The 13,080-nt window shown below is 61.5% G+C and carries 16 protein-coding genes; 8 read left to right on the forward strand and 8 right to left on the reverse strand.

The window, feature by feature from the left end; genetic code table 11:
- Position 1 precedes the first annotated feature (1 nt).
- The 4 genes from AC1DCM_RS08110 to AC1DCM_RS08125 form a co-directional block, all read right to left on the reverse strand.
- A complete protein-coding gene (locus AC1DCM_RS08110) occupies positions 2 to 988 on the reverse strand; it encodes a 1-phosphofructokinase family hexose kinase (RefSeq protein ID WP_477517928.1) in 987 nt (328 codons plus the stop codon).
- Positions 985 to 1,776 (reverse strand): DeoR/GlpR family DNA-binding transcription regulator, encoded by a 792-nt coding sequence (locus AC1DCM_RS08115; protein WP_223935427.1) that lies wholly within the window; start codon positions 1,774 to 1,776, stop codon positions 985 to 987. The genes AC1DCM_RS08110 and AC1DCM_RS08115 overlap by 4 nt, the downstream gene beginning before the upstream one ends.
- Before the next feature lie 486 nt (positions 1,777 to 2,262).
- Entirely contained in the window at positions 2,263 to 2,463 is a 201-nt protein-coding gene (locus AC1DCM_RS08120; RefSeq protein WP_477517929.1) for a hypothetical protein, read from the reverse strand.
- A 69-nt stretch (positions 2,464 to 2,532) separates the two neighbouring features.
- Complete coding sequence (locus AC1DCM_RS08125) at positions 2,533 to 2,865, reverse strand: hypothetical protein (RefSeq protein WP_477517930.1); 333 nt, start codon at positions 2,863 to 2,865, stop codon at positions 2,533 to 2,535.
- Between the two features lie 270 nt (positions 2,866 to 3,135).
- Between AC1DCM_RS08125 and AC1DCM_RS08130 the strand changes: the two genes are divergently transcribed.
- From AC1DCM_RS08130 to AC1DCM_RS08140, 3 genes are all read left to right on the forward strand, one after another.
- Positions 3,136 to 3,930 carry a GAF and ANTAR domain-containing protein gene (locus AC1DCM_RS08130; RefSeq protein ID WP_477517931.1) on the forward strand — a complete coding sequence of 265 codons (795 nt, stop codon included), beginning with the start codon at positions 3,136 to 3,138 and terminating at the stop codon, positions 3,928 to 3,930.
- Between the two features lie 289 nt (positions 3,931 to 4,219).
- Positions 4,220 to 4,678 (forward strand): hypothetical protein, encoded by a 459-nt coding sequence (locus tag AC1DCM_RS08135; RefSeq protein WP_477517932.1) that lies wholly within the window; start codon positions 4,220 to 4,222, stop codon positions 4,676 to 4,678.
- Positions 4,679 to 4,716: 38 nt separating this feature from the next.
- The gene (locus AC1DCM_RS08140; RefSeq protein WP_477517933.1) at positions 4,717 to 5,862 is read left to right on the forward strand and encodes a glutamate--cysteine ligase 2; all 1,146 of its coding nucleotides are present in this window, start codon (positions 4,717 to 4,719) and stop codon (positions 5,860 to 5,862) included.
- Between the two features lie 81 nt (positions 5,863 to 5,943).
- On the opposite strand, the gene AC1DCM_RS08145 is transcribed toward AC1DCM_RS08140, so the two are convergent.
- The gene (locus tag AC1DCM_RS08145; protein WP_216922497.1) at positions 5,944 to 6,345 is read right to left on the reverse strand and encodes a VOC family protein; all 402 of its coding nucleotides are present in this window, start codon (positions 6,343 to 6,345) and stop codon (positions 5,944 to 5,946) included.
- A 10-nt stretch (positions 6,346 to 6,355) separates the two neighbouring features.
- A complete protein-coding gene (locus AC1DCM_RS08150; protein WP_442002890.1) occupies positions 6,356 to 6,805 on the reverse strand; it encodes a helix-turn-helix transcriptional regulator in 450 nt (149 codons plus the stop codon).
- 25 nt (positions 6,806 to 6,830) lie between these two features.
- Here AC1DCM_RS08150 and AC1DCM_RS08155 point away from each other — a divergent pair, with 25 nt between their 5' ends.
- The 4 genes from AC1DCM_RS08155 to AC1DCM_RS08170 all read left to right on the forward strand — a co-directional run bounded on the left by AC1DCM_RS08155 (position 6,831) and on the right by AC1DCM_RS08170 (position 11,850).
- Positions 6,831 to 7,454 carry an alpha/beta hydrolase gene (locus AC1DCM_RS08155; RefSeq protein ID WP_477517934.1) on the forward strand — a complete coding sequence of 208 codons (624 nt, stop codon included), beginning with the start codon at positions 6,831 to 6,833 and terminating at the stop codon, positions 7,452 to 7,454.
- A 261-nt stretch (positions 7,455 to 7,715) separates the two neighbouring features.
- Positions 7,716 to 8,717 carry a LacI family DNA-binding transcriptional regulator gene (locus tag AC1DCM_RS08160; RefSeq protein WP_477517935.1) on the forward strand — a complete coding sequence of 334 codons (1,002 nt, stop codon included), beginning with the start codon at positions 7,716 to 7,718 and terminating at the stop codon, positions 8,715 to 8,717.
- A gap of 8 nt (positions 8,718 to 8,725) precedes the next feature.
- Entirely contained in the window at positions 8,726 to 9,457 is a 732-nt protein-coding gene (locus AC1DCM_RS08165) for an HAD family hydrolase (RefSeq protein ID WP_477517936.1), read from the forward strand.
- Positions 9,458 to 9,486: 29 nt separating this feature from the next.
- Complete coding sequence (locus AC1DCM_RS08170; RefSeq protein WP_477517937.1) at positions 9,487 to 11,850, forward strand: glycoside hydrolase family 65 protein; 2,364 nt, start codon at positions 9,487 to 9,489, stop codon at positions 11,848 to 11,850.
- Between the two features lie 89 nt (positions 11,851 to 11,939).
- On the opposite strand, the gene AC1DCM_RS08175 is transcribed toward AC1DCM_RS08170, so the two are convergent.
- Together AC1DCM_RS08175 and AC1DCM_RS08180 are read right to left on the reverse strand one after the other, a co-directional pair.
- The gene (locus tag AC1DCM_RS08175) at positions 11,940 to 12,140 is read right to left on the reverse strand and encodes a YegP family protein (RefSeq protein WP_442002885.1); all 201 of its coding nucleotides are present in this window, start codon (positions 12,138 to 12,140) and stop codon (positions 11,940 to 11,942) included.
- Positions 12,140 to 12,526, reverse strand: a complete 387-nt coding sequence (locus tag AC1DCM_RS08180; RefSeq protein WP_477517938.1) for a hypothetical protein — start codon at positions 12,524 to 12,526, stop codon at positions 12,140 to 12,142. Before AC1DCM_RS08180 ends, AC1DCM_RS08175 begins: the two co-directional genes overlap by 1 nt.
- Positions 12,527 to 12,723: 197 nt before the next feature.
- On the opposite strand from AC1DCM_RS08180, the gene AC1DCM_RS08185 reads away from it, so the two are divergent.
- On the forward strand, positions 12,724 to 13,059 hold the full coding sequence (locus AC1DCM_RS08185) for a hypothetical protein (RefSeq protein WP_477517939.1): 336 nt from the start codon (positions 12,724 to 12,726) through the stop codon (positions 13,057 to 13,059).
- Positions 13,060 to 13,080 lie beyond the last annotated feature (21 nt).

Consider the following 13,080-nt stretch of genomic DNA (forward strand, 5'->3'; position numbering starts at 1 on the left):
GTTAGTCCTTCTGGAGGGCCGTGATGGTTACGGCGTTGGGGGTTGTCTGGTGGACTGCAGGGACAGTGGAGCCCGGCAGCGAAGCAGCAGCGGCACCATGTGCCACCGCCTGACGAAGGCAGTCCTGGGCGGAACCGCCTTGGATAGCAGCCAGCAAGTAGCCGGCCAGTGCAGAATCCCCGGCGCCCACCGTGCTGACGGCCTGGATGGGGGGATGCGTGGCAAGCCACGCCCCATCAGCCGTCACCAGGATTGCGCCCTTGGATCCGAGTGTTGCCAGAACGGCGCCCACACCGCTTTCGACGACGGCGGCAGCAGCTTGGGCGGCTTTTGCCGGGTCTGCTTCCAGTTCGTCAGCGGTTGAGACGATGGTGAAACCGGCAGCGGCAGCGAGTTCTGCGAGCTCTTCCGCGTTGGGCTTGAGGAGATCGGGTTTTCCTGCGGCATCGCCTTTCAAAGCTGCCGCAAGGGGAGCCCCGGAGGAGTCGATGGCGATGCCGGGGACGGCCGTTCCATCAGCGTTCGACCGGAGTCGACGTGCGATTGTGGCGTAGAAATCCGCGGGCACTCCTGGTGGGAGCGAGCCTGCGAGAACCACCCAGCTGGCGCCACGGGAGCGCTCCAGCAGCAGCCCGATCAGGGCTTCCTGCTGTTCGTCGCTCAGCTCCGGGCCGGGTTCGTTGATCTTGGTGGTGACGCCGTCCGGTTCGGTGAGGGTGACGTTGCTGCGTAGCGCCTGACCGATGGGCAGCGCAGCGAACGGCACGCCGGCGTCGTGCAGTCCGGAAAGTACCGGATCGGAGTCAGCACCCGGCAGGACGGCCAGTGTTTCGAGGCCGGAAGCCACGAGGGCGCGGGAAACGTTGACGCCCTTTCCGCCCGACTCCTGATGGACGGCGACAGCGCGCTGTACCTCGCCACGGGCCAGTGGTGCCGGAAGCTCCACTGTGCGGTCCAGGCTTGGGTTGGCCGTGAATGTGACGATCATGCGATCACCACGTCAACGCCGGCTTCGGCCAGGGCAGCCGCGAGTTCAGCGGAGGGTTCACTGTCTGTAATCAAAGTGTCAACATCCTTCAGGGTGGCGAACTGGACCAATGTCTCGGCGTCCAGCTTGGAAGAATCGGCCAGTGCCACAACGCGGCGGGCTGACTTGACGAAGGCGGCCTTTACCGCGGCCTCTTCAGGATCGGGCGTGCTCAGCCCGAAGGTGGAGTGAATGCCGTTGGCGCCGACGAAGGCGATGTCCGGACGAAGCTTGTAGGCGGCCTCCACGGTGGATTGTCCCACGGCGGCCTGGGTCAGACCGCGGACGCGGCCACCCAGGATTTGGAGGGCAATACCGGCTGTGGAGGAGAGCTTGCCCGCGATGGGAATGGCGTGGGTGATGACCACGAGCTCTTCGTTGCCGTTGGCTGCAGGTGTGCGCTGGGCCAGCAGGTCTGCCAGGGTCTCAGTTGTGGAGCCGGCGTCCAGCAGGATGCTGCCAGTGGTGAGTTCCGGAATCAGGGCAAGTGCGGCAGCTGCGATGCGGTGTTTCTCGGATTGGCGCTGGATGGCGCGCTCCAGGATGCTTTCCTCGCGGGTGCTCAAGCGGTCCGAAGGGACGGCCCCGCCATGAACGCGGCGCAGGCTCCCCGAAACTTCAAGAGCTGCGAGATCACGGCGGATGGTCTCAGTGGTGATGCTGAAACGGTCGGCGAGGTCAGTGACACTCACCCGTCCGCGCTCGGCGACGAGTGCGGAGATCAGTTGTTGGCGCTCTTCAGCGAACACTTACCCTCCATTGCGGTAAAGCCATTTATCGGTGCAGCCGCATCAGGTGACTGCTGTCACAACGATGTGGAATTGCTTGACTCTATCTTTGTTTGTGTTGGTAAGTCAATAGAAACCAACATAAACAAAGATTGCAGTGTTGGGGCTGTTCAGCAGGTGCCTGGCTCCAGGGCACGCTTCAGGGCACGCCAAAGGGCATGTCGCACTCCCTGTAGTGCGACATGCCCTTCCATCGGATCCTGACTGGGGGATTTGGCGGGATCCGGTCTATGGGGTTGGAAACCCTCTAAAGAGGGGTTTGTCCAGGTGGCTGCCCTGGCGGTTGTCCAGTATCTGGCCGTGCCGGTGGTGACGGCACTGTTGGCCCCGGCGTCGGGTCCGGTACCGGGGGAGGCCCTGGCTCCGGCAGGGGAACCGGCTCCGGTGTGGGCCCGGGCTCCCTGGTGGGATCGGGATGCGAAGGGTCCGGCGGGAAGTCACTCAAGGTCAAGCGCCGCGTAGGTGGGTGGCGCGCCGATGAAGCTCACGCCTGACGCTTGAGGAGTACCTGCTGATGTCCCACCCGGAGGCGAGGTAGTCGATGGGAAGGTTGTCCGGGTCTGGTGGATCCGGAAGCTTGTGCTTTCTAACCGGCTTGTGATCAGTCCCGGTAACTGGAGACTCGTCCCTCTTTGATTCGGTCTGCATGTTTTCCCTTCCTGTTCCTCTACCTCTGTTAAAACTGGTTTCCTTGCTCAAGGCGCGTGATCACCGCATCTAGTCCGGGATTTCCATGTGGAAGCCGCAGGGGCAGCCGAGGGTGCGGGTATTGATGATGACCTCGTACATGCGCAGTTGGCCGCCGGGCTTCAGGACAAGCGGGGCCTGGATCCGCCGCAGCTGGCAACTGCTGGTTCTCATGGGCTCCCCGCAGTGCAAATACTGGCCACCGAACTGCAGTATGCCCTGGGAAACGCCGGGGCGGTTCAGTACGACGGCCACCCTTTGTACCGTGGCGGTCTGATCATAGGAGTAGTTGCAGACCCTGCATTCGTAGGCCACATCCACCGTGTTGGGGGTGGGAGGGTAATGCGACTGAATCGAATCCACCACCAAATGTTGGTCAGTATTGCAGCGTGTACACCATAGGGGGTCGTCTGGTTGGTGGGCTTCGTCGGGAACTCTGGACGCGGGCTGGGCCGACATGGGATTTACCTCTGCATTGTTAATGCGGGGTGCCCGTCTGCATGAGCTGTAAAGCCTGTCCGGCAATGCGGACTCTAGCTAGATTGTGCACATAGGTGCACGGCAGATGCAAGGATTCTGGTGCTTGTTCTTCAAGGAGTGACGAGTTGGGTCCGGACGATCGTAAACTGAATCATGGACGAAATGCACGTTGATTTTGCGGTGCCGGACGATGTCCCAGCGCCGTCGGATACTGTCCCATCGCTTGACGATGTTTCGGTGCCTGAACAACTTCAGGACTTGGTAATCGACAGCGATGATGTAGCAGGCTTCCTGCATGATCTTGCGGTCTTCTCCGCGGCCTCCGTATCTGAAGCCGTAGGCCTGGATGTCCTGTGCGGCATCACTTTGAGCCGGCGACGCCGCACGGCCACAGTGGCCGGAAGTACCCACGAAGCGAGGCTGATCGATGAAGTTCAGCAAGCTTACGGGGATGGCCCGTGCCTGGAAGCCATGCGCAGCCACGCCACAGTGCATGTCCCCGATACTTCCTCCGAGGAAAGATGGTCTGAGTACTGCACCGTCATCGCAGAACGTGGGCACCTTTCGGCCCTTTGCGTCCCGCTGGAATTGGATGAGGGTGCAACGGCAGCCCTGAACTTCTTCGCCCCGAAAGCCCATGTCTACGACGACGAGACAATCCGGAATTGTGAGTTGTATGCCAGCCAGGCGGAGCGCTCACTGAGGTTGGCCGTGAGGATTGGCATCAAGCAGCAGCATGCTGATGACCTTCAGGCAGCAATGCAGTCCAGAACAGTGATTGATCTGGCCTGCGGCATCATCATGGGCCAAAACCGCTGTAGCCAGGATGAGGCCTTCAGGATCCTCACCAAGGCTTCCAACGGTCGCAACCAAAAACTCAGGGATGTGGCTGAGCAGCTCGTCAAGGCTGTGGCAGACGAAGCTCCCGTGGCCCACTTTGAGCCCTAGGAGACTGGCGCCGGGCCCTTCGCACGTATGACAGACCTTGCGCACTTGTGACGCCCGCCACTAATGAACTACATTCATAGGTGGGTTAAGCAGATAGCCCTTGGAGACTCATGACCTGAAGCCATCCAAGATGGTACAAGAACTGCACCTTAAGCCGTGGCCACAATCGGCCGGCTCGCCGCGTGCATCCATGCAGGCCTCCTCGAGGAGCAATCAGCTTCTCCCGACGCGATTCAATATGTTGTCGGAACCCACCTCGCGGTGGATACGTGCATAAAGGAGAATGGCAATGACGCTTGGATCCCCTATTCCCGCCCCTAAACCCATGGTTGGGGCGAAACCCGCAACTTTTGACACCGCCACACGGCCATGGTGCACAGTTTGCGATACTGATTCGTACATTTTTGTTGAAACCGTCGTAGAAGCAGAACCGAACCAGTCCGAAATCGTTGAAGTCAGCTATACCTGCAGTGAGTGCGATACGTTTTACGCCCACCCCGTGCCCTTGGCCGAACTAGTACCGGAGATCCAAACCGAATTCCTGTCCACGTCCGCATCCGGCCTGTGGTTCAGCTGCACGCATTGTGGCGAGCCCATGACGCTGGGACGCCCCTCAGAGAGCATCATCGAGCCACCCCGGAGCACTGACGACCTGGACGGCCCGAGCCTGTTCGAGGTCTACCTGCAAACGCAGGTGCTCCATTGCCGCTGCGGCTTCCAGATGGAGGTTCCGCGCCACGTCGGATAACCGCGGCCTCTAATTTCATTACTGCGGGGAGGGTAGCTATGCGTACGTTTGGCGTCGAGGAAGAGTTGCTGATCGCAGATCCCGTTGACGGGATGCCGCTTCCGCTTGCCGCGGGCATCCTTGACATAGCCGCCCAACCCCACATGAACACGGCAAGCTATCCGGAAGCCGGTGATTCCCTCAAATCGGAGTTCAAACAGGAACAGATTGAGGTGAATTCCCGGCCTTGCCGGACGGCAGCGGAGCTTCGCGACGAGATCCGCCTTGGGCGGGCTTTGGCCGATTCGGCTGCACGGACGTTGGGGGCCAGGGTGGCCGCCTTGGCCACGCCCCCGGAATTCCACGCGACGCCCACCTTGGGTAATCAACGCTATGCGACCATGGGAACAGAATTCGGCCTTATTTCGCGCGAGCAGCTCACTTGCGGATTCCACGTCCACGTGGCCATTGAATCGCCGGATGAAGGCGTGGGCGTCCTGGACAGGATGCGCCAATGGCTCCCGGTCCTCCTTGCTTTGAGTGCGAACTCCCCGTTTTGGATGGGCTCCGACACAGGCTTTGCCAGTTACCGGACCCAAATTTGGAACAGATGGCCCACTGCCGGGCCCATGGATGTCTTCGGCTCGTCAGAAGGCTACCGGGCGGTTCTCGCGAACCTGCTGGGCACAGGGGTCCCCTTGGACGAGGGCATGATCTACTTCGATGCGCGTCTATCCAGAGGGCATCCCACCGTTGAACTCCGCATCTCCGACGTCTGCCTGTACGCCGAAGACGCCCTCACCATCGCGGTGATTGCGCGGGCTTTGGTGGAGACTGCGGCGACACAATGGCGGAAGGGGGAGCCGCCGTCGGACGCTTTGACCAGCCTGTTGCGGATGGCCAACTGGCGGTCCAGCCGCTTTGGCATCAATGATCAACTGATTCACCCGATGGATCACAGGCCCTATCCTGCTGCTGATGTGGCAGGGGCCTTGTTGCGGCACGTCCGCGGGGCGCTGACTAAGTCCGGGGACCTGGCACTCGCACGGGCCGGTGTTGCGAAGATCCTGCGCCGTGGCACGGGCGAACGTCTTCAGCGCCAGGCTTACAACCGGCGGCTTCGGCTCTCCGATGTGGTTTCTGCTGCTATCGCATCCACGCACGAGTACGGCGAACGCTCAAGCGCTGGACTGTTGAGCCACTAACTCTGGACTGCGTATTGCGGAAAGCACGACGGCGGCAGGCCGGTAAGTGCGCCCGTGACCTACCGTCGTCGTGCTTGGGCGTTAGCCTTGGTTGATGCGGATCATGTTGCCGGACGGATCGCGGAAGGCGCAGTCGCGGGGACCCCAGGGCTGAACAATCGGCTCCTGGAGGACTTCGGCACCTGAGGCGCGCAGCTTTTCAAACGTGGCATCGAGATCGTCCGTGTTGAAAACGAGCATGGGCATGACGCCCTTGGTGAGCAGTTCCTGGATGGCGTCGCCATCAGCCTGCGAGCGGCCGGCGTGTGGAGGGGACAGGACGAGTTCGAGGTCCGGCTGGGCATCGCTGCCGAGGGTAACCCAACGCTGGCCGTCCGAGCCGACGTCGTTCCGGACTTCCAGGCCGAGGGCGTCGCGGTAGAAGGCGAGCGACTCATCGACATCGTTAACAGTGACGTGTGCGTACTTCAATGAAATGTTCATGTCTCACACGCTATTGCAGCTGTGAGGCGGGCGCTTCTTCAATCCTGCTCAGGTTCTTATTGCCGTTTCTTTCCGGCCGTGTTTGCTGCTTCGCGATGCAGGTGGGCATCGCCTTCACCGCATGGTGCTCGCGTGAGCGGTATTCGCTGGGCGTCACGCCGACGATCTCCGTGAAACGTGAACTGAAAGAACCCAGGGATGTACAGCCCACCTCCATGCAAGCATCAGTAACGCTGGTACCCGCCCGCAGCAAGGCCATGGCCCGTTCGATGCGCCGGGTCATGAGGTAGTTGTAGGGCGATTCACCGTATGCGGCCTTGAACTGGCGGGAGAAATGCGCAGGGGACATAAGGGCGCCGGCTGCCATGGTGGGCACATCCAAGGGCCGCGCGTACTCGCGATCGATGAAATCGCGGGCGCGCCGCAGATGGGCCAGGTTGGCCAGTTCCTGCGGAGTCATGGGGCCAGTCTACTAGGCTCGTCCCATGGATTCAGTGGTCTGGTCGAAGCCCGAAAACCAGCGCGCGGGCACCCCGTTGCTGGTGATGATGCACGGCTACGGCACCAGCGAGCAGCGCATGGTTGACCTGTTTCCGTATCTCCCTGCGGAATTCACCTGTGCGGCGCTTCGCGGCCCCAAGGAAATCGGCGACCACTACGGCTGGTTCCTCCTGGACTACTTCCTGACGAACGACTTCGCCGATGTCATCACCTCCACCAACTCCGTTTTCAACTGGATCAACACCGTGAAAGAGAACCACAGCAGCGTCAGCCTGCTCGGTTACTCGCAGGGAATGGCCATGGCCAGCACGCTCCTGCGGCTACGGCCCCACGCGTTCAAAGCAACGGTTGGTTTGTCCGGTTTTGTCCTGGACAACGACCTCCTGGCGCTCAGCGAATCCTTTGATTCGCCTCCACCCTTCTTTTGGGGCAGGGACAAGGCGGATCCGGTGATCAACGAAGACGCCATTGCCCACACGGAAGAGTGGCTGGAAGCGAACGTAGCCCTGACGACGCGTACCTACCCGGGAATGGGGCACAGGATCGAGCCGCCGGAGCTTGTGGATGTCAGCGCGTTCCTTCGGTACTACGTGTTGAACGGGCGCTGACGGTCTTGAACGGGCGCTGAGGCACTGGAACAGCTGCCGGATTAGACGGCATCCGCCCGTCAGAATCAATCTTTCCGTGAGATTCCCGTCACAAATTCGCATTCGGCCACACACTATTGAATGACAAAATTGTAAGCGCTTACACTTTTGGCTTGCGGCCGCCGTAAATGTGGGAGTTCTCCCGCGCGCGGTGCCGTTCCCCCAACGTGTCATCGAGTATGGAAAGGGTTGAGGCCGTGTTGCATGGTTAGGACTCACAGGGTGACAATCCAGGACGTTGCAGTCCTCTCCGGATTGTCCATTTGTACGGTGTCCAGGGCTCTGAGGAATCTCCCCAACGTTTCCGAAAAGGCCCAGCGGCAAGTGGCGGAAGCCGCAAACAAGCTGGGCTACAAAGCCTCGGCAGCAGCATCAAGACTGGCCGGTGGCAGCACGGGTTCCGTGGCCATCATCGCCCCCACCGCCACAGCCTGGTTCTTCGCGCAGGCCGTGGAAGCAGCAGAAGAAGTCTTCGGCGACAGCGGTTACGACACCGTCCTGATCAGCCTTCGCAACAAGACCAGCGTCCGCAAGCAGGTCTTCGGCGATCTTGAACGGTTGGCGCAAAGGGTGGACGGGCTGCTGCTGCTCAATGTTGACCTTGACCCCGCCGAAGTGGAAGCGTTGCAAGCTTCCGGGCTGCCAGTCGCCAGCGTGGGCATGCGGAATGTTCCGTGGGACAATGTTGGTATCGATGACGAGCACGCAGCTTGGCAGGCCACCCAACACCTGCTGGGGCTGGGCCATTGGGACTTGGCCGTTCTCTCGAGCAATGAACACTCCGTTGCTACTGAGACCCCGCGGTTCCACGGCTTCAGGCGTGCACTGGATGAACACCACCTCACCGTCCACCCGGACCTTGTGGTGGCTGCTGGGCCAAGCATCGACGACGGCCGCCGGGCAATGACCGAACTCATCACCCGCGGCGCACGGCCCACTGCAGTATTCGCCCATTGTGATGAAGCAGCGTTCGGTGCCCTGATGGCGTTGCGGGAGTATGGGCTGTCCGTGCCCAAAAACATGTCCGTGATCGGAATCGATGACCATCCCATGAGCTGGTTCCTTGGACTGAGCACTGTGGCGCAACCCGTTGCCGACCAAGGTGCTTTCGCGGCGAACCTGCTGTGCGAACGACTTTTGAATACAGATCCCCCCAACCCACCCTCCACTCATCTGCTCGATACCAAGCTCATCGAACGCAAAACCACGCGCCACAAGCGCTGAACGGAACCATGCACATGACTGATCTTCGTAATGCCTGGACTGGCGCTTCGGCGCTCTTGTTCGACCTCGACGGCGTGCTGACGCCCACTGCCGTGGTGCACGAGCAGGCCTGGCAGGAGCTGTTCGACTCCTACCTCGCCGATGCCGGCAACCCGCAGGGCTACCAGGAAAGCGACTACTTCGATCACATCGACGGCAAGCCACGCTTCGACGGCGTCCGGGACTTCCTGACCTCGCGCGGCATCACGCTGCCGGAAGGACCCCTGGATGACGCCCCCGCGAATGAAACCGTCCAGGGCCTGGGAAACCGCAAGAACGCAATCTTCAACGAGATCGTGGACACCCGCGGCGTCGAGCCTTTCCCCGGCTCGGTCAAGTTCATCAACGCCGCGCTTGAGCTGGGACTCAAGGTCGCCGTCGTGTCCTCCTCACGCAACGCCCCCGCGGTACTGAAGGCAGCCGGACTTGACCACCACTTCACGGTGGTCGTCGACGGTCAGGTAGCCGCCGCCGCCGGACTTCCCGGCAAGCCGGATCCGGCCACGTTCACTTACGCGGCGTCCCTGCTGGACGTCCCCACCCAGGAATGCATCGTGGTGGAAGACGCCGTCTCCGGCGTGCAGGCCGGCAGTGCCGGCAACTTCCAGGCCGTCATCGGCGTGGACCGCGGCGCTGGCCGCCAAACACTGCTCGACGCCGGCGCCACGCTGGTGGTCGACGACCTCAACGATCTTCTCTGACCCTACTTTTCGAAGGACCTCTTTAGCCCATGGCACTCATCAGCTCTGATCGGCTGCGCTTTCCCTGCGAGCCTTGGAAGCTCGTGGAAAGTATCCACGTCCCCGGTGACGAGGGAACGCTGGAAACGCTGTTCGCCCTCGGCAACGGCCACCTTGGCGTCCGCGGCGCCCATTCCACGCGTGGCGACGGCGAACTTCCCGGCACATTCATCAACGGCTTCCACGAGATCTGGGACATCAAGCACGCCGAGAATGCGTACGGCTTTGCGCGCACCGGCCAGCGGATTGTGTACGTCCCGGACGCCAATAATTTCACGGTATCTATCGATGGCGAGGCCCTGAGCCTGGCCGAATCCACGGTGCTGGACTACCACCGGAGTGTGGACTTCTCCACAGGCGTCTACGAGGAAACCACCACATGGGCTTGCCGCTCCGGTGCTACGGTCACCACTGTTGAGCGGCGAGCCGTCGGGTTCGATTCGCGCGGATGTCTTGGCCTGGAACTGTCCGTGAGCGCTGACCGCGACGTGTCCGCTGACATTGTTTCCGGCGTCGTAAACCGCCAGGACCAGCCTGTGGAGGACCACTCGGTCCATGACCCCAGGCGATCCGGTCGGCACGCCGGCCGTGTGCTGCTGCCGCTGCACCTCCAGGGCGCCGATGGCTCCCTGCGCCTGGCGTGGGAGACCTCGGAATCCCGCCAGCGCATTGCGATGGCGGTGGATCACTGGATCTCCGCCGAAGGCCAACCCTTCGAGACCGTGGTGGCGGAGGACGAGTCATCCGTGCGCTATGTCCTGGCCATCAACAGCGGCGAAGCATTCCGTCTGGAGAAGACGGTCAGCTACGTCGTGGCCGGGCGCGCACTGACGGATGATGAAGACGGCGGCGAGAGCCTGGCAGCGGACGCCGAGGCCAATCTGGTGCCGTTCTCCGAAATCCTCGCGCAGAGCCAGGCCCACTACAGCCAGTACTGGACCACCGCGGATGTTGCCATCGGCGGCCAGCCCGAACTCCAGCAAGCCGTGCGGTGGGCCCTCTTCCAGCTCGCGCAGGCAACAGCCCGCGCCGGTGTCGCCGGCATTCCGGCCAAGGGGGTCAGTGGTTCCGGGTATGAGGGCCACTACTTCTGGGACCAAGAGGTCTACCTCCTCCCGTATCTGACGTACACCAATCCTGACGGTGCCCGGAAAGTGCTCGAATCACGGCACGCCATGCTTCCGGATGCGCGTGTCCGCGCCAAGGAACTCAGTGTGGACGGAGCTCTTTTCCCGTGGCGGACCATCAATGGGCTGGAAGCGAGTGCCTACTACGCGGCCGGAACAGCCCAGTTCCACATCGCAGCTGCCATCGCGTTTGCTGCCAACCGCTACGAGTGGGCCAGCGGCGACGCCAGCTTCCGTCCCGACATTGGTGCCGACCTGCTCATTGAGACGGCGCGGATGTGGGTCTCCCTGGGCTTCTTCGGCAAGGACGGACTCTTCCACATCCACGGCGTCACCGGGCCGGATGAATACACCGCCGTGGTCAACGACAACCTCTACACCAACGTCATGGCCCGGTTTAACCTCCGTGCCGCGGCTGCGTTGGAACACGAAGGCATCGCTGACACCGAACGCTTGGTGTGGCGCCAAGCTGCCGAGCGCATGTCCCTGCCCTACGATCCCCACCTGGAAGTCTTCAGCCAGGACAACGACTTCATGACTTTGGAGCCCTGGGATTGGAACACGCCCAAGTCCAAGTACCCGCTGTTGCTGAACTTCCACCCCTTGGTGATCTATCGGCACCAGGTCCTTAAGCAGGCCGACACCGTGCTGGCCATGTTCCTCCAGTGGCAGGATTTCTCTGCCGAGGAAAAACAGCGTGCCTTCGACTTCTACGATCCCATCACCACCGGCGACTCCACCCTGTCCGCCTGCGTGCAGGGCATCATGGCTGCGGAAGTTGGGTATGGCGACGTCGCGCTGAAGCATTTCACCGAAGCGTTGTTCATTGACCTGGACAACTCACACGGCAACACGATCGACGGCGTCCACATCGCCTCCACCGGCGGAATTTGGAGCTCGTTGGTCTGCGGTTTTGCCGGAATGCGTGATCAGGGCGAGGTCCTGCGCTTCGATCCGCGGCTGCCCGTGGAGTGGGAAGGCCTCTCCTTCCGGCTCAAGGTTCGTGGTCGTTTGCTGTCTGTGGAACTCGTTCAGGGATCCATCGCGCTGGCGCTCGTTACAGGTTCGGGTTACAGCGATGAGCCTCTGCTGATTCGGGTTCGGGATCACGACGTCACCGTCAGCGCGGACACCATCACGGTGCCGTTGGATACGGTACCCGTGCCGCCGCCGTCGATCTTTCCCAGCGTCTTCCCGACGGCAGGATTGCCGATCGTTCGGGCCTAAACCGGCACAACTCTTTGGGCTGCTTGCAGCATTGGCGGTTGTTCCCGGCCGTGGGAACAACCGCCCATGCTTTTCAGATGGGCTGCGTCTCAGTTAGGCGAGGGAAAAGTTGATGTGTGGTCCTCAATGAGGCCGCTCGCTGCGATTTCCCTCAGCGTGTAAATAGCCTTTGCTGCTGCGCCTTTATCCCGGTAAGTGACGGTGAGCGCGAGTTCGATCCCGTCATCATCGACGAGGCGTACCCTGCAGTCGCCGCCAGTGGCATCAAAGACTTCGAAATGCCCCGCCATTAAGCGGCGCCCCGCTGCATTGCCTGTGCCGTACCTGCACCGGCCGCCTGCGTGTCGGTCACATTCTGATGACCAGATGAACGACGCCGATCCAACTCGCTGTTGATGAGCTCCAGAAGCGCTTGGGCAGGCTCGGACAAATGATGGGTATCAGCCGAGCCCAACTGATCGCAATGGATGAGGACGTGGCGGATGCGTTCGAGTTCGCGGGAAGGAACCAAAGGCCAGCGATGGAACAGCTGCCGTACGGCTATCGCCCCGAGTAGGGCGTCGGGTTTGTTTGGCGCGACATGGTGACCTGCTGCTCTTCTTCGAGCGACAGCAGCCGCGGAAGACGCGGCTCCATGTGCGAGGAGGATCTCGGATTTGAGGGAATTGGGGGCCATGCGGACCTCCCGAAATAGTACGAGGGAAGCCGGCTGCGTGACTTTCAATCAAGCTTACAGAATGTGAGTTATGTCATGTCAATCATTACGTCATCTGCATTAGTGCCAGGCTGATCAACCAGCAGCAGCTCTGGAAGTTGGGTGTACCGGATCGCGGAACTCCAAGCCTCTCAGTGGGGATTGTTAAGCTGGGACTCATGAATCGCAGCCTCGCAACGTTGTCCGTCGTCCCCCTCTTTCTCCTTCTGGCTGGCTGCGCCTCTGTGGAGGAAGCCGCCGGGAATGCTGCCAGCGAAGCGGCCTCGAAGGTGGCCACTGCTGCTGCCGAGGAAGTCAACAAACAGATTTGCGCCGTAGTCCAGGACGGATTGGTGAGCGTTGAGGACAAGCAGGTACTCAGTGGGCTGGTCACTGCTGCCCGTACCGCCGGTGTTCCCGCCGAAATCACGACTCCGCTGAACCAGATCGCTGAGGCCGGCGACGACGTCCCGGCTGAGTCGGTCCAGGCATTGAAGGCAGCTTGTTCGGCGTAGTCCTTGTTCTGCGCAGTCCCC

The sequence above is a fragment of the Paenarthrobacter sp. 10N417 genome, from assembly GCF_056394745.1.